Here is a 20,416-nt window from a genome sequence, read left to right as displayed (position 1 = left end):
TGTGCCGAACAACGGGGAATATCTCACATCTCGCCGGTGATGAACGGATTGGTCATCCGCTCCTGGCCGATGCTGGAGCCGGCGCCATGGCCGCAGATGAAGCCGACATCGTCGCCGAGCGGCAACAGCTTGGTCTTGATCGAGTTGATCAGCGTGGCGTGACTGCCGCCGGGCAGATCGGTGCGTCCGACCGAGCCCGCGAACAAGACGTCGCCGACATGGGCAAAGCGCATCTCCTTGTTGAAGAACACCACGCTGCCGGGTGAATGACCCGGGCAGTGGAAAATCTCGAACGACAGGCCGCCGATCGAGACTGTATCGCCTTCTTCGAGCCAGCGGTCCGGCGCGAAATTACGCACGCCGGTCATGCCGAAGCGCGCGCCGCTCTCGACGACATTGTCGAGCAGGAACTTGTCCGCGACATGCGGGCCTTCGATCGGCACCTTCAGCGCATCGCGCAAGTCCGCCGCGCCGCCGACATGGTCGATATGGCCGTGGGTCAGCCAGATCTTCTCCACGGTGACGCCGGTCTGCTTGATTGCATCCAGGATCTTCGGCACATCGCCGCCGGGATCGATCACCACGGCCTTCTTGCCGGGCTCGTCCCAGATGATGGTGCAGTTCTGCTCGAACAGCGTCACGGGGACGATGATCGCGCCCGCCCTCGCTCGCGAGGATTCTTGGGTGTCATTTTGCTCGGTCATGGCCTCACAATGCCGATTTTTGCCATGCCGCCAAGCAAAAGATTCGCGCGGCCCCGGGAACAGCCGCAACTGCCGTCACACGGCTGTCCCAATTGCCCCGCCAATCTGAACCGGGGCGCTGCTTTCGCGTTCTCCCGCGCAAGACACGGATTTTCAGGGTACCTCCGGCATGGCACAGGGCGGCGACAATTGGTGGCGCGACGGCATCTTCTATCAGATCTATCCGCGCTCGTTTCAGGATAGCAACGGCGACGGCGTCGGCGATCTCGCCGGCATTTTGCGCCGGCTTGCTTATGTCAAATCGCTCGGCGTCGACGCGATCTGGCTGTCGCCGATCTTCCCCTCGCCGATGGCCGATTTCGGTTACGACATCTCCGACTATACCGGCATCGAGCCGCTGTTCGGCACGATGGCGGATTTCGATGCGCTGCTCGCCGCCGCGCATGACAACGGCTTGAAGCTGATCCTCGACCTCGTGCCGAACCACACCTCCGACCAGCATCCCTGGTTCATCGAGAGCCGGTCCTCACGCGACAATCCCAAGCGTGACTGGTACATCTGGCGCGACCCGAAACCGGACGGCGGCGTGCCGAACAACTGGCTCTCCGAATTCGGCGGCAGCGCCTGGCAGTTCGACGAGACCACGGGTCAATATTACTACCACGCCTTCCTCGCCCAGCAGCCGGACCTCAACTGGCGCAATCCCGAGGTACGCACGGCGATCTACGACGTGATGCGGTTCTGGCTGGAGAAGGGTGTCGACGGTTTTCGCGTCGACGTGATCTGGCACCTGATCAAGGACGCCGAATTCCGCGACAATCCACCCAACCCGCATTACGTCGAGGGCAGGCCGCCGAACGAGAGAATCCTGACCCAATATTCCACCGACCAGCCGGAGGTGCATGAGGTGATCGCGCAGATGCGGCGCGTCACCGATGCATATGCAGCGCGCGTGCTGATCGGCGAGATCTACCTGCCGCTGCACCGCCTGATGGCCTATTACGGCAACGACCTCACCGGCGCGCAGATGCCGTTCAACTTCGCGCTGCTCTCGACCTTCTGGAGCGCGCGCTCGATCGAGAAGATCGTCGAGGATTACGAGAAGGCGCTGCCGAAGGGCGCCTGGCCGAACTGGGTGCTCGGCAATCACGATCGTCCGCGTGTCGCGAGCCGCGTCGGGCCGGAGCAGGCCCGCGTCGCCGCCATGCTGCTCTTGACCCTGCGCGGCACGCCGACGCTTTATTACGGCGACGAGATCGGCATGCATCAGCTCGCGATCGCGCCCGAGGATGTGCGCGATCCCTTCGAGAAGAACGTGCCCGGCCTCGGGGTGGGCCGTGATGGCTGCCGCACGCCGATGCAGTGGGACGCGTCGAATTACGCCGGCTTCTCGGAAGCAAGGCCGTGGCTGCCGCTGCCTGAGGATCACATCCGCGAGAACGTCGTCAATCTCGACGCCGATCCGCGTTCGATCCTCAGCCTGTACCGGCGCCTGATCGCCTTGCGGCGCACAAGTCCGCAGCTGGTCTCGGGCGACTATCACCCGATCTCCGCGCAAGGCGATCTCCTGATCTATCGCCGCGAGGCCGAGGACAGGTCGATCATCGTGGCGCTCAATCTCGGTCGCGAGCCGATCGCGGTGACGACCAGCGCGATCCGGTTTGGCAGCGAGATATTGCTGTCGACGTTCCTGGATCGCGAGGGTGAGCGGCTCGAAGGCGTGCTGGATTTGCGCGGCAATGAGGGTGTGATCGTCGCGCCGCCGTAGCTACTGTCGTCCCGGGGCGCGAAGCGCTCGCAATGACGAGCGTTGAGACGGCGGAGCAAACGACGGCAAGCCTACATCATCCCGAATGCTTCTTCCCCCGCACCATATGCTCGTCGATATCATCGCGCTTCAAGAGATAGTCCAGCCCGCCGACGCGGTACCAGCGATAGCCATAGGGCTCCAGCACGACGCGGTGCTGGCCGCGCTTGTCGGCGTGGCTGTGGTCTTCCGCGAGCAGGTTGATCAGCAGCTTGCCGGCGTCATCCGGCAGCCCGGCCGAGAACGCGATCTCGCGCGGCTTCTCGTCGAGATTATGCACGAACAGCACCGAGTTGCTGCGCCAGTCGTAGCGGATGATGAAGATGGCGGGATCGCGCGTCGGAATCACCGTGAAATCGCCCCAGCCGATCTCCGGCACCTCCTTGCGCATGCGCAGGATGCGCTCGGTCCAGTTCAGCATCGAGTTCGGATCGCGCCGCTGCTTTGCGACATTGAGGTGCGGGTAGCCGTAAGGTCCCTCGTCGATGACGGGGATCGCCGGCTTGTCGCTCTTGGTGAAGCCGCCATGCGGCTCGGTCGACCATTGCATCGGCGTGCGCGCGCAATTGCGCTCGGGCAGCGAGAGATCGTCGCCCATCGCGATCTCGTCGCCGTAGCGGATCACGGGCGTTCCCGGCAGCGTGCACATCAGGCTGTAGGCGAGCTCGAGCCGCCTGCGGTCGCCGCCGAGCATCGGTGCAAGGCGCCGGCGGATGCCGCGGTCGTAGAGCTGCATGTCCTTGTCAGGGCCGAAGCTTTTGAACACGGCCTCGCGCTGCGCTTTCGTCAGCCGCCCGAGATCGAGCTCGTCGTGATTGCGCAGGAACATGCCCCATTGCGCCGAGGCCGGCCGCGGCTTCGTTGCTTTCAGCGCCTTGGCCAGCGGGCGGGAATCGGCGGATGCCAGCGCATAGAACAGATGCTGGTTGACCTGGAAGTTGAACATCATGTGCATGCGGTCGGCATCGCGGCCGAAATACTCAAGGTCGGTTTCCGGCAGCACGTTGGCTTCGGCGAGGATGATGGCGTCGCCCTGCCGCCATTGCAGGAATTCGCGGAATGTGCGCAGCATGTCGTATTGCTCGACCGGCTTCTTTACCTTTGCACCCTTGGTCGCGATCACGAAGGGCACCGCGTCCATGCGGAAGCCGGAGACGCCGAGCTGGATCCAGAAGCCCATGATCTTCAGGATCTCGGCCTGCACGCGCGGGTTCGAGGTGTTGAGGTCGGGCTGGAAATCGTAGAAGCGATGGAAGTAGTACGCGCCGGCTTCCTCGTCGCGCGTCCAGGTCGATTTCTGCACGCCGGGAAACACCATGCCCTTGTTGGCATTGGCCGGCTTCTTGTCGGACCACACATACCAGTCGCGATAGGGAGAGCTCTTGTCGCGCCGCGCCTCCTTGAACCAGGGATGCTGGTCCGAGGTGTGGTTGACGACGAGGTCGATGATGATTCGGATGCCGCGCTGCTGGCAGCCATGGGTGAACTCGACGAAATCGCCGAGCGTGCCGTAGCGGGAATCGACACTGTAATAGTCGGCGATGTCATAGCCGTCGTCGCGGCCCGGCGAGGTCTGGAACGGCATCAGCCAGATCGTGGTGATGCCGAGCCCGTGCAGGTAGTCGAGCCGGCGGAGCAGGCCCTTGAAATCGCCGATGCCGTCGCCGTTCGCATCCATATAGGTGCCGACGGACAGGCAATAGATCACGCCGTTCTTGTACCAGAGATCGTCGATCATGCGTGCAGCCTGGCTGGTTCCGCCCGGATGCGGCGGCTGCGTGATAAGTGCGTGGGGCAGGTGAGGTTCCGCGCGTGTCCGCATACTCACTGTCGTCCCGGGGTGCGCGAGACGGTGTCCGCCCTTTATGGAATCGGCTATCCTCCCGGCGATGGACAACACGGCCCGCATCACCCTCGTGCCGCCGCCGGATCGCCGCCAGTCCGAGACGGCGCTCGCGATTGCGCGCGGCACGTCCCGGCTGCTCCGTTCGCTCGGCTTCTCCTGCATCAGCGAATTGCCGCTGCCCTCGGGCCGGCGCGCCGATCTCGTGGCGCTGAACGAGCGCGGCGAGATCTGGATCGTCGAGATCAAATCGTCGGTCGAGGATTTGCGCGCCGATCAGAAATGGCACGAATACCGCGCCCATTGCGACCGGCTGTTCTTCGCCTTCACGCAGGATCTGCCCTGCGAGATCTTTCCTGAAGATACCGGCCTGATCATCGCCGACGCCTATGGCGCGCACATGCAGTGCGAGGCGCCCGAGCACAAGCTTGCTGCGGCCACGCGCAAGCAGATGACGGTGCGCTTTGCGATGGCGGCGGCGTTGCGGATCAACCGCCTGGTCGACCCGCAAGGCCACGCGGATTTTTGGGAATAGCAACGAGCAGAGCTGCTGACCCGTCATCCTGAGGTGCGAGGCATGGGACGCAAGGCGTCCCATGGGGAGCCTCGAAGGATGCACGGCCCCGATGCAGCCGGGCCGTCGCCATTCGAGGGCCGCTGAAGACGCGGCCACCTCGGGGTGACGGTGATAGATTGCTTGAGGCGGAAGCTTACCGCGGCGCGCGCTTGGCCAGGATCCGCTGCAGCGTACGCCGGTGCATGTTGAGCCGGCGCGCCGTTTCCGAGACGTTGCGGTTGCACATCTCGTAGATGCGCTGGATGTGCTCCCAGCGGACGCGGTCGGCCGACATCGGGTTGGTCGGCAGCTCGGATTTCTCGGCGCTGGTCGAGAGCAGCGCGGCGACGACGTCGTCGGCATCCGCCGGCTTGGAGAGATAATCGATCGCGCCCATCTTCACCGCGGTCACGGCGGTGGCGATGTTGCCATAGCCGGTCAGCACGATGGCGCGCGCATCGGGACGCTTCTTCTTCAGCGCCGAGACCACGTCGAGGCCGTTGCCGTCACCTAATCTGAGATCGACGACGGCGAATGCCGGTGCCGCCTTGCCGATCTGGGCAAGACCGTCGGAGACCGTGTCGCACGAGGTCACCGCAAAGCCGCGTGTCTCCATCGCGCGCGACAACCGCTCCAGGAACGGCTTGTCGTCTTCCACGATGAGCAGCGAGCGGTCGGTCTGTTCGTTCAGTTCGGCGATGGCGTTCAAGGTGTTGTCCTCTCTCCAGCGCGTTGACATATGGCGTCGCAATCGGGCGGTGCCAAGGCCGCCGATAGTCGAGCGGCCCTGCTGTGCGACGCAAGGTCGCGGTCTATCCTATTGTTTCTTCGAGCGTCTCGATAGCCTCAAATCGCTCTCGCGGCCATGTGACCTGCACCACCGCGCCGTGTTCCGGGAATGTACGGTTGGTAAACGAGACCTTGGCGCCGGTGCGCTCCAGCAAGGTGCGCGCGATGAACACGCCGAGCCCGAGGCCGCCGCCGGCATCCTGGGTGCGCCGCCGCGACAGATAGGGCTCGCCGATCCGGTTAAGGATATCGGGCGGAATGCCGGGGCCGTCGTCGGAGATTACGAGCTCGATCGCGTCCTTGTTCCACCACGCGTTCACCTCGACGGTGGTGTGGGCGAAATCGACCGCGTTCTCGATGATGTTGCCGACGCCGTAAAGGATCGCCGGATTGCGCGAGCCGACCGGCTCGGCGGCGGCCGTCACTGCGATCCGCACCTTGATCTCGACGCCGAAATCGCGGTGCGGCGCCACCACCTCCTCGATCAGCTCCGACAGCTTCATGCGATCGAACGGCGCACCGGTGGAGGAGAGCTGCGTGATCTTGCTCAATATGTCGCGGCAGCGCTGGGTCTGCTCGCGCAGCGTCTTCAAATCGGCGGCAAAGCCCGGATCCATCACGGTCTTTTCCAGCTCGCGCGAGATCAGGAAGATGGTCGCGAGCGGCGTGCCGAGCTCGTGCGCGGCGGCGGCGGCGAGGCCGTCGAGCTGGGTCAGATGCTGCTCGCGCGTCAGCACCAGCTCGGTCGCGGCCAGCGCGTCCGCAAGCTTGCGCGCCTCCTCGGTCACCTGGAACGAGTAGAGGCTGGTGACGCCGATCGCGAGCACGATGGAGAGCCAGACGCCGACGAGATAGATCGGCGGCAGCACCAAGGGATCGTCGGAATCCCATGGCAGCGGAAAATGGAAGAAGAACAGGATCGATGCGCAGGCAACGGCCAGGAGGCCGAGGCCGAAGGTGAAGCGGGCCGGCAGCGCGGTCGCCGAGATCAGCACCGGCGCGAGGAACAGGAACGAGAACGGGTTCTGCAGTCCGCCGGTGAAGAACAACAGCCCGGCCAGCTCCACGATGTTCAGCGCGAGCAGCCCCGCCGCCTGCATCGGCTCCAGCCGCTGCATCGGATTCGCCGCGGTCTGGAGTCCCAGATTGAGCGCCGCCGACAGGGCGATGATGCTGACGCAGGGGACGATCTCGACGTTGAACTCCAGCCCCTGCGCTACGATGAAGATCGCGGCGAGCTGGCCGAGCACCGCGAGCCAGCGCAGCCGCAGGATCGTGTCGAGCCGGATATGCCGCTGCGCGGGGCGGAAGCCGGAAGCGGCGATTTCGGTCATATCGGCCAATGTGGCGGTGCCTTCTCGATCACAAGCGCGGGGCTGGCGGAACCACCGGATACAAGCCTTGCGCTATCCGCTGCAATAGCAGAAGAACGGCCAGCATGACCGAGAATGGCAAGGCTTCAAGTCGGTCGACTGTCGCGGAGCACAGCTCCCCGGCGATTGCGGTCGATCATCTGGTCAAGGTCTACAAGCAGACCCGCGCCGTCGACGGCATCTCGTTTGCGCTGCCGCGCGGCAGCATCACCGGGCTGCTCGGCGGTAACGGCGCCGGCAAGACCACGACCATCGCCATGATCATGGGCCTGGTGCTGCCGACCTCCGGCCGCGTCCAGGTGCTCGGTCATGAGATGCCCGAGCAGAGCGCTGCCGTGCTGGGGCGGATGAATTTCGAGAGCCCCTATGTCGACATGCCGATGCGGCTCACGGTGCGCCAGAACCTGACAGTTTTCGGCAAGCTGTACGCCGTCAAGCATCTCTCCGACCGCATCGCCAAACTCGCCGACGATCTCGACCTCACCGATTTCATCGATCGCGCCAACGGCAAGCTCTCCGCCGGGCAGAAGACCCGCGTCGCGCTGGCGAAGGCGCTCATCAACCAGCCCGAATTGCTGCTGCTGGACGAGCCGACCGCCTCGCTCGATCCTGATACCGCCGACTGGGTGCGGGCGCATCTGATGAGCTATCGGAAGGAGAACAACGCCACCATCCTCTTGGCCTCCCACAATATGCTCGAGGTCGAGCGGCTCTGCGACCGCGTCATCATCATGAAGCGCGGCCGCATCGAGGACGACGACACGCCGGAAGCCATCATGGCCCGCTACAACCGCACCACGCTGGAGGAGGTGTTCCTGGACGTCGCGCGCGGCCGGGTGAACGGCACAAAGGAGGCGGCGAGATGACGGGGAAGCGGGTGCTCCTTTCGTCATTGCGAGCGAAGCGAAGCAATCCAGAATCGTTCCGCGGAAGGACTCTGGATTGCTTCGTCGCATCGGCGCAAAATTGCTTCGCAATTTTGTCGCGAGCTCCTCGCAATGACGCCTTGGATAGACCGTGGGCGGCATTTCTATCCCTGTGCGGGAGCATGCCATGACCGACATCTCCCTCCACCGCGGCATCTCCCCGCACCGCATCGGCGCGATGATCCTGCGCTATTGGTACCTGCTGCTGTCGTCCTGGCCCAGGCTGCTCGAGCTGCTGTACTGGCCGGCGCTGCAGGTCATCACCTGGGGCTTCCTCCAGCTCTACATCGCGCAAAACGCCAATTTCTTCGCGCGCGCCGGCGGCACGCTGATCGGCGCCGTCATCCTCTGGGACATCCTGTTCCGCGGCCAGCTCGGCTTCTCCATCTCCTTCCTGGAGGAGATGTGGGCGCGAAACCTCGGCAACCTCATGATGAGCCCGCTCAAGCCCATCGAGTTTCTGCTGTCGCTGATGATCATGAGCCTGATCCGGCTCGCCATCGGCGTCATCCCGATGACGCTGCTGGCGCTGTTCCTGTTTCACTTCAACGTCTATGCCCTCGGCCTGCCGCTGATCGCGTTCTTCTGCAATCTGATCTTCACGAGCTGGTCGGTCGGAATCTTCGTCTCGGGCCTGGTGTTGCGGAACGGCCTCGGCGCCGAGAGCATCGTCTGGACGCTGATGTTCGCGATCATGCCGCTCGCCTGCATCTACTATCCCGTCAGCGTGCTCCCTGTCTGGCTGCAATATGTCGCCTGGGCGCTGCCGCCGACCTACGTGTTCGAAGGGATGCGCGCGCTGCTGATCGAGAACACCTTTAGGAGCGATCTGATGCTGGATGCGTTGCTCATCAATGCGGTACTTCTGGTCGCTTCTTTTGGGGCATTCCTTGCCCTTTTGCGCAGCGCCAAAAAGCACGGCTCGCTGCTCTCGGGCGGTGAATAACGTCACTTTCTCGTGGATTCATGCCGATTTAACGTGATCGGCTACGTAGATGTACGGAACCATGGATTGACGCAATATTACGCATTCGGCAGTATGCTGCGATGCGAAGAGGAATTTGACGATGCCTATTGGTGAGTTCGGCGGCGCGCCGCCCCTGGCTGCAGAAGGCAGTCCGGTCCTGACGACGCCGATGTACTGGATGTACGAGATGGCACAGGCCTCTCTCAATCCGGCGCGTGCGGTCACCGATGCGACCAAGCTGCTGTTTCAAAATCCCCTCAATCCCTGGGCGCGCACCGAGGTCGGCAAGTCGGTCGCCGCCGCCTGCGAACTGTTCGAGCGCACCACGCGCCGTTACGGCAAGCCGGAGTGGGGTCTCGACGACACCGAGGTCAACGGCATCCGCGTCCCCGTCGAGGTCCGCTCGGTCTGGGAAAAGCCGTTCTGCAAGCTGCTCTACTTCGATCGCAAGTTCGCCCGTCCGCTGCGCAGCCCGCAGCCGCGCGTGCTGATCGTCGCGCCGATGTCCGGCCACTATGCCACGCTGCTGCGGGGCACGGTCGAGGCCTTCCTGCCGGCGCATGAAGTTTACATCACCGATTGGGCCGATGCACGCATGGTGCCGCTCAGCGAGGGCCGCTTCGATCTCGACGACTACATCGACTACGTCATCGAGATGCTGCACGTCCTCGGCGGCAACACCCATGTCATGGCGGTGTGCCAGCCCTCCGTGCCTGTCGTCGCGGCCGTCTCGATCATGGAAGCGCGGCGCGATCCGTTCGTGCCGACCTCGATGACGCTGATGGGCGGTCCGATCGACACCCGTCGCAATCCGACTGCGGTGAACAAGCTCGCGCAGGAGCGCGGCATCGACTGGTTCCGCAACACCGTCATCACCAAGGTTCCGTTCCCGCATCCGGGCATGATGCGTGATGTCTATCCGGGCTTCCTCCAGCTCAACGGGTTCATCAGCATGAACCTCGACCGCCACATGGACGCCCACAAGCGCCTGTTCGCCAATCTGGTGAAAGGCGACGGCGACCTCGTCGACAAGCATCGCGACTTCTACGACGAATATCTCGCGGTGATGGACCTCTCCGCCGAGTATTACCTCCAGACCGTCGACACCGTGTTCGTGAAACACTCGCTGCCGAAGGGCGAGATGACCCATCGTGGAACGCGTGTCGATCCCTCCAAGGTCACTCGAGTCGCGTTGATGACGGTCGAAGGCGAGAACGACGACATCTCCGGCCTCGGTCAGACCGAAGCGACGCACACTTTGTGCAGCTCGATCCCCGATCATCGCCGCGTTCATTATGTCCAGAAGGGCGTCGGTCATTACGGCGTGTTCAACGGATCGCGATTCAAGTCGGAGATTGTGCCGCGCATCCATGACTTCATGGTCTCGGCGGCGAATCCGACCTCGTTGCAGGCTCTCGCGGCCGAGTAAGAGCGTTTTCGAGCGAAGTGGCGGCCGGTTCACGTAAAGAAAACGCGGCAAAGGAAGAAACGAGAGCCGTTCCGACTACATCGGGACGGCTAAGTTGCGAATTTCGGCTTTCCCGTCGAAATTTCGGGCCCCTCGGGAGGCTCCGGGAGGGTCGGGTTCCCGTCAGATTCGGGGTATTCAGGTAGCGTTCTAGGAGTGAGTCTGACCTCACTCCTTGGGGGTGTCGCATGCGGCCAGCGGGGGCGAAAAAAGCGGGTTCCAACCCCAGTCTGTAGGGTCTCCCGGACGTCAGACCCCTGTATATTGGGCAAATGATTTGTTTTTGCGCCGAGCGCTTTCCCTGGCGGCGGTTATGGCAGAATCCGGGCGAACTCCTGCTCCCCGGACTCACAGACATGGCCACACGCGCGCTCCTTTATCGGCGGCCCCACGAACCAAAGACCCTCGTTATCACCCATGGATCGCAATTCTTTGCGATTCGCCTGCGCAGACATCGCCGAGCGCGCCGCTACACGCTCAGAATTCATCCGAGCGATCGCGAAGCCATCCTCACCATGCCGCCGCGCGGCACGCTCGCCGAAGCAAAAGACTTCGCGCAGCGTCACGGCGCGTGGATCGCGGCTCGTCTCGGCCGTCTGCCGAAGGCTGCGCCGTTTCAGCCTGGCACAGTGATACCGCTTCGCGGCACGCCGCATCGCATTGTTCATCGCGCCGGCCAGCGTGGCACGGTGTGGACCGAGATTCGCGATAGCGGCGAGAAGATTCTCTGCGTCGCCGGCGGGCTCGAGCATGTCGATCGCCGCGTCAGCGACTTCCTCAAGCGCGAGGCGCGCCGCGACCTGCAGCGCTCGGCGGAAGCCTATGCTGCCGAGCTCGGTGTCAGGGTGAAGCGGCTCTCGATCCGCGATCAGTCCAGCCGCTGGGGCTCCTGCACCTCGGCGGGCTCGCTGTCCTTCTCCTGGCGCCTGATCCTCGCCCCGGCCTTCGTGCTCGACTATCTCGCCGCCCATGAGGTCGCCCATCTCGTCGAGATGAACCACTCGGCGCGGTTCTGGCGCGTCTGCGGCAAGATCTGCCCGTCAATGGAGCGTGCCAAGAAGTGGCTCGACACCTACGGCAATGATCTGCACCGGTATGGGGTCGAGGATTAGGGCGGACTTCTGACCACGCACTCGGTGTCGTCCACTGCCAGCCCAGCAAACACCGTCATCGCCCGCGAAGGCGGGCGATCCAGTATTCCGCGACGCCAGTAATCGAATCGAGAAGCTGTGGCCTACCGGATTCCCCGCCGGAGCCTGTCATCGGGCTCGCCGAAGGCGAGACCCGGTGGCGGGGAATGACACCAGAGGGCGCGGCAACATCGGCGCGCCTTGCTCGATTCTCGCCACACTCCGCGATGATTGCGCAAGACGCGTGATTTACCCCGCCGCGTCAAGCGCTTCGCGCCATTCACCGCGCACAGTGCCTGATATCACCGGCTACTGTGCATGGGGTTGTTTTCGCAGTTTGTGTTTTAAGGCCGCGATGACCTCAAGCCGAAGCTAGCGATTCCCGCCAAACAGTCGGTCCATCAGCCAGCCATCCAGCCCCGCGGCGGCTTCCGGCCGCACATTGGCGCGCGTCGGCGGTGGCGGGCGATAGCCGCCATTGCCGACCTGCGCCGGTGCAGGTCCAGGCGTGGCCGGTGTCGGCGCCGAGATCTGCGAAGCCGCCTGCGCGAGGTTCGACAGGCCCCAGCCGCCTGGTGAGCTCGGCAGGTTCGCCACCGGCACACCCTCATGCGCGGTCTTCATGAAGCGCGACCAGACTTCCACCGGCAGACCGCCGCCGGTCGCCTTCTTGGTCGGCGAGTTGTCGTCATTGCCGAGCCAGACGCCGGTGACGAGGCTGGCGGTGTAGCCGATGAACCAGGCGTCGCGATAATCCTGGCTGGTGCCGGTCTTGCCGGCCGCCGGCCAGCCCGGGATTTCCGCCTTCTTGGCGGTGCCCGATATCAGCGTCTCCCGCATCATCGCATTCATCATGCCGACATAGCGGGGATCGATCACCTGGTTGCGCTCGTCCGGCTGGCGCATGTAGAGCAGCTTGCCGCTGAGCGTCCTGATCCGCGTCACGACATGCGGCGTCACCGCGAAGCCGCCATTGGCGAAGGGCGCATAGGCCCCGACCAGCTCGACCACCGAGACTTCGGAGGTGCCGAGCGCGATCGAGGCGTTGGGCTCGAGCTTCGAGGAGATGCCGAGCCGGTGCGCGGTGCGCACCACATTCTTCGGCCCGACCTCGAGGCCGAGGCGGATCGCGACCGTGTTGAGCGACATCGCCAGCGCCTGGGTCAGCGTCACCGCGCCGAAATATTCATGGGTGTAGTTCTCGGGCTTCCAGCCCTTGACCTCGATCGGCGCGTCCTGGCGGACGGTGTCGGGCGTCAGGCCCTGCTCGAGCGCGGTCAGATACACGAACGGCTTGAACGAGGAGCCCGGCTGGCGCCTGGCCGTGACCGCGCGGTTGTACTGGCTCTCGGAATAGTTCCGCCCGCCGACCATGGCGCGCACCGCGCCGTCAGGCGTCATCGCCACCAGCGCGCCCTGGCTGACATTGAACTTCACGCTCTTGGCCGCGAGCTCGTCGATGATGGCGGCCTCCGCGATGCTCTGCAGCTTCGGATCGATCGTGGTCTCGACCTTGATGCTCTCGTCGATCTGGCCGACGAGGTCGTCCAGCACCTCGCCGATCCAGTCGGCGACGTAATTGACCGTACCGGCGCCGGCCGGCTTCACGTTGTAGGAGGGATGGCCGATCGAGGCCTGCGCCTGCGCGTCGGTGATGAATTTCGCATCCGCCATCGCCGCGAGCACGACTTGCGCGCGCGCTTCGGCGCCTTCGGGGTTGCGGTTCGGGGCGAGGCGCGAGGGCGATTTGACGAGGCCCGCCAGCATCGCGGCTTCCGCGACCGTGACGTTCTTGGCCGACTTGCCGAAATATTTCTGCGCGGCGGCTTCGACGCCGTAGGCGCCGGAGCCGAAATAGACGCGGTTCAGATAAAGCTCCAGAATCTCGTTCTTGGAGTGCTTGCGCTCCAGCCAGATCGCCAGCTCCGCCTCCTGCAGCTTGCGCTGCATGGTGCGCTCCTGGGTCAGGAACAGGTTCTTCGCCAGCTGCTGCGTCAGGGTCGAGCCGCCCTGCGACACGCCGCGATGCAGCACATTGGTGACGAGGGCGCGCAGGATGCCGATCGGGTCGATGCCGAAATGCGAATAGAAGCGGCGGTCCTCGATGGCGATGAACGCCTTCGGCAGATACGGCGGCAGATCCTTCAGCGCGACATTGGCGCCGGCCATCTCGCCGCGCTGCGCCAGCATGCTGCCGTCGATGCCGACGATCTGGATCGTCGGCGGACGCTTGGGGATTTCCAGCGACTGGATCGGCGGCAGATGAGCGCCGACATAGATCACGACGCCGATCACGGCGATCACGCCCCACAGGCTCAGCACCGCGCCCCAATAGACCAGGCGGCCGAGGCCGAATCCGCCACGCGACTTCGACCGGCGCTTGGCGCCGCTACGGCCGACCGGCGCCTTGCGTTCGCGCGGCGGCGGCTCCTCGTCCGGCTCCTCGGCTTTGCGCTTGGCGGATGATTTCGTGGACTTCTTCGGCGCGTCGTCGCCGCCGGGGATGCGGTCCGCGGCCGTGAGGCGCAGATCGGCGAGCGCAGCAGGCAAGCCGAACAACGGCTCTTTCCGCCCACTCTTCTTCTTTCCCCACGCCATACGCGAAACGCCCGGTCAGCCCGCCCCGCCGCACGCTAGCGGTCGCTGTTTAAGGCCCGGTTACCCTGGCGTTAACGCGCGATTAGGAGATGCGGCATTCGCCCACCGCAGTTCCGCTTCCCAGGCGCGGGAGTTAGGATCGCCTGCATAAAGAAGAGGGAGTTCGCATGGGCCACATCGATCCGACCAAGGAGATCTTCGCGCGATTCCGGGACAACGACCGCCCGGGTCCGATCCACATGCTCAATTTGGTGCGCCTGCGCAAAGAGGCGGCCTACCCCGACGGCCGCAAGGCGAGCGGCGCGGAAGCCTACGCGGCCTATGGCCGCGAGAGCGGCCCGGTGTTCGAGCGCGTCGGCGGCCGCATCGTCTGGCAGGGTAGGTTCGAGCTGATGCTGATCGGCCCGCAAGAGGAACGCTGGGACCATTGCTTCATCGCCGAATATCCGAGTGTCGCCGCCTTCGTCGAGATGATCCGCGATCCCGTCTACCGCGAGGCGGTCAAGCACCGGCAGGCCGCGGTGGAGGATTCGCGGCTGATCCGCCACGCCGTGCTGCCGATCGGGAAGAATTTTGGCGAGATACCGACTTGATGGCGGTGGAGCGAATCGCTCTCTACCGTCATGGCCGGGGCTTGACCCGGCCATCCACGCCTTCGTTTTCAGTCATTCCGGGGCGGCTCGGAGAGCCGAACCCGGAATCTCGAGATTTCCAGGTGCGCAATTGCGCACCATGGTTGGATGCTGTCGCATCGCCCCGGAATAACAGCGAGAGACCTAACCCGACGGTCCGGTGTCCTCGATGATCGGTCCGAACAGCTCCCAGCGCTCGCCGTTGAACTTCATCAACTGCATCTGCTTGTTGACGCGGTAGTCGTTCGGCCCGGTGTTGATCTTGATGCCGGGCAGCGCCAGGCTCGGAGTGAAGTCCTTGATGCTGGCGACCTGCTTCATCACGTTCTCGCGCGTGAGGTCGTCGCCGCATTGCTTCAGCACCTGGGTCAGCAGCTCGGCGACCGAATAGGCATAGGTGTTGACCGTGTTGAGCTTGTCTCCCTCAGGGAAATACTTGTCCATGAAGGCGAAGAACGCTTTCACGCCCGGATCGTCCTTCCACTGGGGATCGCTGGGCTCCTTGCCGTATTGGGTCGAGATGATGCCCTTGGAGATGTCGAGGCCGGCCGGCTTCAGGGTCGCCGAGATCGGGCTCGCATTGATGTCGAGGATATGCACGGGGTTCCAGCCGAGCTCGGCCACCTTCTTGATGGCTTGCGCCGCGAACTTCGGTGTCGAGGCATCGTAGAAAAGGTCGGCGCCCATCGACTTCAGTTTCACGACTTGCGAGTCCACCGTCGGATCGGTGACCTCGTAGGAGACCTCGCCGACGATCATGCTGGCGGCCTTATCACCGAGGCCGCTCTTCAGCCCCGCGAGATAATCGCGGCCCATGTCGTCGTTCTGGTAGAGCACGCCGATCTTGGCGTTGGGATGCTCCTTGAGAATGTACTTGGCGTAGATCCGTCCCTCGGACACGTAGTTGGGATTATAGGCAATGGTCCAGGGATAGTTCTGCGGGTCGTTGAAGCGGGCAGCGCCGGTCGAGGCGAGCAGCTGCGGGATCTTCTTGCCGTTGAGATATTTCTGCACGGCGGCGTTGGCGGCGGTGCCGATGATCTGGAAGGTGAACAGCACTTCGTCGCCCTCGACGAGCTTGCGCACCTGCTCGACGGTCTTCGGCGGCGAATAGGCGTCGTCATACTGGATCAGATTGATCTTGCGGCCGTTGATGCCGCCCTGATCGTTGATCATCTTGAAGTAGGCGGCCTGCGTCTTGCCGATATTGGCGTAGACGGAGTAGGGGCCGGAGAACGGCACGGTCTGGCCGATCTTGATCTCGGTGTCGCTCGCACCGGTATCGTACTTCTTCTGTGCGAGGGCTTCACTCAGGAAGGCTTGGCTGGCGGAGAACGCCAAGGCGAGCGCCGCCGTGGCAGCTAGATAGGCTCTGCGAGTCTTCATGTTGGGTTGTTCCTCCAGACGGAATTTTCGGCCGATGGTCTTTTTCCGTTGATTGCAACGGTCGCCATCGCTGCGGGAGAGTGTGGAGGAACGCGAGGTGCCGCGCAAGGATCGCGGCGCTGCGTTGTAGCGTCTCAGGTCGGGACTATTGAGCGAGGAACAATGCAGCCAGCGCGACCACCGCCGGCAGCGCCTGCACGATCATGATGCGCGTGCTGACGGTCGCGGCACCATAGACGCCCGCCGCGATCACGCAGAGGAGGAAGAACACCTTGATCTGGAATGCGAACGCTGGATTGCCGTGGACCAGACCCCAGATCAGGCCGGCGACGAGAAAGCCGTTATAAAGTCCCTGGTTGGCGGCGAGCACCTTCGTGACCTCGGCCTTCTCGGGCGTATTGCGAAACACCTTCAAACCCGTCGGCTTGGTCCAGAGGAACATCTCCAGGACCATGAAATAAGCGTGCAGTGCGGCGACCAGCACCACCAGGACATTGGCGATCAGGATCAAGTTGAGCTCCCCCAAAGCGTCAGCTTTCGGGTGGACGCTAGCATGGCCGCCGTGGCAAACGCGATGTGTGTTTCGACGCAATGGTGCCGCAATGGCCGCCCGATCAACCAGACCGTCTGTAAGCTTCCGCCTCGATCGCCTGCCGACGCCGATCGGGATCGCGCTGCTCGTCACCGATGCCGAGGGCAATCTTCGCGCGCTCGACTGGGAGGATTACGAGCACCGGATGCGCGAGCTGCTGCGCCTGCATTACGGCGCGGTGGATATGACCGATCAGCCGGCGCCCGCGCAGACGCGGACGGCGCTGTCGCGCTATTTCGAAGGTGATCTCGCCCAGCTCTCGGGAATCGCGTGGCGCATCGCCGGCACGCCGTTCCAGCAGAAGGTCTGGACCGCGCTGGCAAAGATCCCCGTCGGCACGACAATGAGCTACGGCGCGATGGCCGCCAGGATCGAGATGCCGAAGGCCATTCGCGCCGTCGGCCACGCCAACGGCTCCAACCCGATTAGCGTCGTGCTGCCCTGCCACCGCTTGATCGGCGCGGATGGTTCGTTGGTGAAGTATGGCGGCGGGCTGGAGCGGAAGAGGTGGCTGCTCAGGCATGAAGGGGTGGAGGTCTGAGAACTCCGTCGTTCCGGGGCGATGCGAAGCATCCAACCATGGTGCGCAATTGCGCACCTGGAAATCTCGAGATTCCGGGTTCGCCCTGCGGGCGCCCCGGAATGACGGGAGAAAATCACGCCGCCGGCTGAACCGCCTTGTCGCCGGCCATCACATGCGTCAGCGCGCTCTTGATCGCGGACTGCCGCGTCGGCGCGTTGATCTGCGCGCCGAGGAGGTCGGTGACGTAGAACACGTCGCGCGCGCGCTCCCCGAAGGTCGCGACATGAGCGGATGCGATGTTGAGGTTGAGCTTCGAGATCGCGGTGGTGAGCTCGTAAAGCAGGCCGGGCCGGTCGAGGCCGGAGACCTCGATCACGGTGTAGCGGTCGGACCATTGGTTGTTGATGGTCACTTCCGGCTCGATCACGAAGGGGCGCGCCTTGCTGCGCACTGTGCGCCGCGCCACCACTTCAGGCAGGCGCAGCTTGCCTTCCAGCACGTCCTCGATCATCTCGCCGATCCGGGTGGCGCGCCGGCCCTCGTCCTCGTCGCGGTCGTATTCCCTGGAGATCGAGATGGTGTCGAGCGCGCGGCCATCGGTCGTGGTGTAGATCTGGGCGTCGACGATGTTGGCGCCGGCAGAGGCGCAGGCTCCCGCGATGATCGAGAGCAGCCAGGGATGGTCGGCGGCGAAGATCGTCAGCTCGGTGACGCCGCGCATCTCGTCGAAGCCGACATTGATCGCGAGCTTGTGGCCGGCCTGCTCGCTGGAACGGACGAAGCGGGCGTGGCGGATCTTTCGCGGCAGCTCGACCTTGAGCCAATAGGCCGGATAGTGCCGGGCGATATAGGCATCGAGCTCTTCCTTCGGCCATTCGGCGAAAGCCATGCGGAATTCGGCATGCGCGGCGGCAAGGCGTTTTCCCCGGTCGACTTCCGAGAAGCCGCCGGTGAGCACCGGCTCGGTCTCGTAGTAAAGCGAGCGCAAGAGCTGCGCCTTCCAGCCGTTCCAGACGCCCGGACCGACGCCGCGGATGTCGGCAGTGGTCAGGATCGTCAGCAGCTTCATCTGCTCGACCGACTGCACCACGGCGGCGAAATTCTCGATGGTCTTGCGATCCGAGAGATCGCGCGACTGGGCAACCGTCGACATGGTGAGGTGCTCTTCGATCAGCCAGGCTACGAGCTCGGTGTCGGCCGGGCTGAAGCCGAGCCGCGGGCACAGCCGGCGCGCCACCTTGGCGCCGGCGATCGAGTGGTCCTCGGGCCGGCCCTTGGCGACGTCGTGCAGCAGCGTGGCGATGTAGATCACCGCGCGGTGCTCGGGCCGGGTCTTGCGCATCAGATCGCTGGCGAGCGTGAACTCCTCGATGCCGCCGCGCTCGATGTCCTGGAGGAAGCCGATGCAGCGGATCAGGTGCTCGTCGACGGTGTAGTGATGATACATGTTGAACTGCATCATCGAGACGATCTTGCCGAAGGCTCGGATGAAATGGCCGAGGACGCCGGTCTCGTTCATCCTGCGCAGCACGATCTCGGCATTGTCTGAGGTCAGGATCTCCATGAACAGCCGGTTGGCCTCGGGGTTCTCGCGCAGCTGCGCGTTGATCAGCCCGAGTGAGCGCGTCACGTCGCGCATCGCGTCCGGATGGAAGGCGAGGTTGTTCTTCTGCGCGAGGCGGAAGATGCGGATCAGATTGACCGGATCGTGCTTGAAAATATCGGGCGCGGCGACGTTGATGCGGTTGTTGTCGACGATGAAGTCGTCGCTGTCAGGCACGCGCCGCTTCGCCGGCGCCGGGCGCAGCCGCGCCATCATCCGGCTCAAGACCGGCGCGGGCTTGGCTTGCTGGTCCTCGAGCTTGGCGCAGAGGATGGCGGTGAGGTTGCCGACTTCCTTGGCAACCAGGAAGTAGTGCTTCATGAAGCGCTCGACATCCTGCATGCCGGGATGCGAGGTGTATCCGAGCCGGATCGCGATCTCGCGCTGGAGGTCGAAGGAGAGGCGCTCCTCGGCGCGGCCGCAGTAAAAATGCAGATTGCAGCGCACCGACCAGAGGAAATCGGCGCAGCGGTGGAAGGTGCGGTACTCCTGCGCGTCGAACACGCCGCGCTCGACCAGCTCGTCGGTGTCGCGTACGCGATAGACGTATTTGGCGATCCAGAACAGCGTGTGCAGGTCGCGCAGCGCGCCCTTGCCGTCCTTGACGTTAGGCTCGACCAGATAGCGCGACTGGCCGCCGCGGCGGTGCCGCTCCTCGCGCTCGGCGAGCTTGGCGGTGACGAACTCGGACGCGGTGCCTTGCACCACTTCCTTGTCGAAGCGTTCGACCAGCTCGTCATAGAGCGGCTGATCGCCAGTGAGGAAGCGCGTCTCCAGGATCGCGGTGCGGATGGTCATGTCGCCGCGCGCCTGCCGGATCGATTCATCAACCGAGCGCGTGGCATGGCCGACCTTCAGCCCCATGTCCCACAGGCAATAGAGAATGGCTTCGGCGACCTGCTCGCCCCAGGCGGTCTGCTTGTAGGGCAGGATGAACAAGAGATCGATGTCGGATTCGGGCGCCATCAGGCCGCGGCCATAGCCGCCGGTCGCTACCACCGCCATCCGCTCGGCCCCGCTCGGGATCGGCGAACGATAGAGATGACGCGTCGCCGCCGAATAGAGGATGCGGATGATCTCGTCCTGGACATGGCACAGACGCTCGGCGCAGCGGCGGCCGTGACGGTCCTTCAGCAAGATCGCCTGGGCCGCCGCGCGCGCCGCAATCAGCTCGGCCTTGAGCAGTTGCGCGACCGCGGTGCGGAACGCGTCCTCGCGCCCCTCATGCTTTTCGGCAAGCGCGTCGACCGCGGCGGTGATCCGCGCGGTGTCGAAGCGATCGTCCACCTCAGGCTTCTGCTCAGTCGCGACGCTATCCATGTCTCACCGAATATAGAGTCTCATCGGATATAAGAGGCGGCGGGCGCTGTCACCCGCCATTCTCAGGCAATAGTCGTTCCATGCTGGAAAGGTGCGGCTTTGGGCAAATCTGTTCTCGGCCAGTACGTTTCATGGGGCGGATTTTCTCGTTGACCTCTAGATGTAACTCATTGAAAAACAATGAAGTTTTGGAGGAGCC

At 64.0% G+C, this 20,416-nt stretch carries 16 protein-coding genes; 8 read left to right on the top strand and 8 right to left on the bottom strand.

What is annotated here, in order from left to right; genetic code table 11:
• Positions 1 to 23: 23 nt before the first annotated feature.
• Positions 24 to 704, bottom strand: a complete 681-nt coding sequence (locus tag ACVWY3_RS29120; protein ID WP_456841550.1) for an MBL fold metallo-hydrolase — start codon at positions 702 to 704, stop codon at positions 24 to 26.
• Between the two features lie 169 nt (positions 705 to 873).
• Between ACVWY3_RS29120 and ACVWY3_RS29115 the strand changes: the two genes are divergently transcribed.
• The gene (locus tag ACVWY3_RS29115) at positions 874 to 2,472 is read left to right on the top strand and encodes an alpha-amylase family glycosyl hydrolase (protein ID WP_456841549.1); all 1,599 of its coding nucleotides are present in this window, start codon (positions 874 to 876) and stop codon (positions 2,470 to 2,472) included.
• A gap of 76 nt (positions 2,473 to 2,548) precedes the next feature.
• Here ACVWY3_RS29115 and ACVWY3_RS29110 read toward each other — a convergent pair whose 3' ends face one another.
• Complete coding sequence (locus ACVWY3_RS29110) at positions 2,549 to 4,249, bottom strand: alpha-amylase family protein (protein WP_456841548.1); 1,701 nt, start codon at positions 4,247 to 4,249, stop codon at positions 2,549 to 2,551.
• Between the two features lie 151 nt (positions 4,250 to 4,400).
• On the opposite strand from ACVWY3_RS29110, the gene ACVWY3_RS29105 reads away from it, so the two are divergent.
• Positions 4,401 to 4,889, top strand: a complete 489-nt coding sequence (locus ACVWY3_RS29105; RefSeq protein WP_456843484.1) for an MmcB family DNA repair protein — start codon at positions 4,401 to 4,403, stop codon at positions 4,887 to 4,889.
• A 175-nt stretch (positions 4,890 to 5,064) separates the two neighbouring features.
• Here ACVWY3_RS29105 and ACVWY3_RS29100 read toward each other — a convergent pair whose 3' ends face one another.
• Together ACVWY3_RS29100 and ACVWY3_RS29095 are read right to left on the bottom strand one after the other, a co-directional pair.
• The gene (locus ACVWY3_RS29100; RefSeq protein WP_008141807.1) at positions 5,065 to 5,619 is read right to left on the bottom strand and encodes an ActR/PrrA/RegA family redox response regulator transcription factor; all 555 of its coding nucleotides are present in this window, start codon (positions 5,617 to 5,619) and stop codon (positions 5,065 to 5,067) included.
• A 103-nt stretch (positions 5,620 to 5,722) separates the two neighbouring features.
• Positions 5,723 to 7,033: an ActS/PrrB/RegB family redox-sensitive histidine kinase gene (locus ACVWY3_RS29095; RefSeq protein WP_456843483.1), complete on the bottom strand. Its 1,311-nt coding sequence runs from the start codon at positions 7,031 to 7,033 to the stop codon at positions 5,723 to 5,725.
• Between the two features lie 104 nt (positions 7,034 to 7,137).
• On the opposite strand from ACVWY3_RS29095, the gene ACVWY3_RS29090 reads away from it, so the two are divergent.
• The 4 genes from ACVWY3_RS29090 (at position 7,138) to ACVWY3_RS29075 (ending at position 11,545) form a co-directional block, all read left to right on the top strand.
• Entirely contained in the window at positions 7,138 to 7,938 is an 801-nt protein-coding gene (locus ACVWY3_RS29090) for an ABC transporter ATP-binding protein (RefSeq protein WP_456841547.1), read from the top strand.
• A 187-nt stretch (positions 7,939 to 8,125) separates the two neighbouring features.
• Entirely contained in the window at positions 8,126 to 8,944 is an 819-nt protein-coding gene (locus ACVWY3_RS29085; protein ID WP_456841546.1) for an ABC transporter permease, read from the top strand.
• A 121-nt stretch (positions 8,945 to 9,065) separates the two neighbouring features.
• Positions 9,066 to 10,394: a polyhydroxyalkanoate depolymerase gene (locus ACVWY3_RS29080; RefSeq protein WP_456841545.1), complete on the top strand. Its 1,329-nt coding sequence runs from the start codon at positions 9,066 to 9,068 to the stop codon at positions 10,392 to 10,394.
• A gap of 311 nt (positions 10,395 to 10,705) precedes the next feature.
• Positions 10,706 to 11,545: a M48 family metallopeptidase gene (locus ACVWY3_RS29075; protein ID WP_456841544.1), complete on the top strand. Its 840-nt coding sequence runs from the start codon at positions 10,706 to 10,708 to the stop codon at positions 11,543 to 11,545.
• A 390-nt stretch (positions 11,546 to 11,935) separates the two neighbouring features.
• On the opposite strand, the gene ACVWY3_RS29070 is transcribed toward ACVWY3_RS29075, so the two are convergent.
• Positions 11,936 to 14,161, bottom strand: coding sequence for a transglycosylase domain-containing protein (locus tag ACVWY3_RS29070; RefSeq protein WP_456841543.1), 2,226 nt, complete (start codon positions 14,159 to 14,161; stop codon positions 11,936 to 11,938).
• Between the two features lie 167 nt (positions 14,162 to 14,328).
• On the opposite strand from ACVWY3_RS29070, the gene ACVWY3_RS29065 reads away from it, so the two are divergent.
• A complete protein-coding gene (locus ACVWY3_RS29065) occupies positions 14,329 to 14,754 on the top strand; it encodes a DUF1330 domain-containing protein (RefSeq protein ID WP_456841542.1) in 426 nt (141 codons plus the stop codon).
• A gap of 183 nt (positions 14,755 to 14,937) precedes the next feature.
• Here ACVWY3_RS29065 and ACVWY3_RS29060 read toward each other — a convergent pair whose 3' ends face one another.
• Positions 14,938 to 16,179 (bottom strand): ABC transporter substrate-binding protein, encoded by a 1,242-nt coding sequence (locus tag ACVWY3_RS29060; protein ID WP_456841541.1) that lies wholly within the window; start codon positions 16,177 to 16,179, stop codon positions 14,938 to 14,940.
• Positions 16,180 to 16,324: 145 nt separating this feature from the next.
• A complete protein-coding gene (locus ACVWY3_RS29055; protein WP_456843482.1) occupies positions 16,325 to 16,684 on the bottom strand; it encodes a DUF1304 domain-containing protein in 360 nt (119 codons plus the stop codon).
• 97 nt (positions 16,685 to 16,781) lie between these two features.
• Here ACVWY3_RS29055 and ACVWY3_RS29050 point away from each other — a divergent pair, with 97 nt between their 5' ends.
• On the top strand, positions 16,782 to 17,312 hold the full coding sequence (locus ACVWY3_RS29050; protein ID WP_456841540.1) for a methylated-DNA--[protein]-cysteine S-methyltransferase: 531 nt from the start codon (positions 16,782 to 16,784) through the stop codon (positions 17,310 to 17,312).
• Between the two features lie 115 nt (positions 17,313 to 17,427).
• Here the strand turns inward: ACVWY3_RS29050 and ACVWY3_RS29045 are convergent, their stop codons facing one another.
• Entirely contained in the window at positions 17,428 to 20,217 is a 2,790-nt protein-coding gene (locus ACVWY3_RS29045) for a [protein-PII] uridylyltransferase (protein WP_456841539.1), read from the bottom strand.
• Positions 20,218 to 20,416: the final 199 nt, after the last annotated feature.

The sequence above is a fragment of the Bradyrhizobium sp. USDA 4486 genome, from assembly GCF_054057995.1.
The sequence above is the reverse complement of the archived record's forward strand: the minus strand, read 5'-3'. Positions and strand labels throughout refer to the sequence as shown.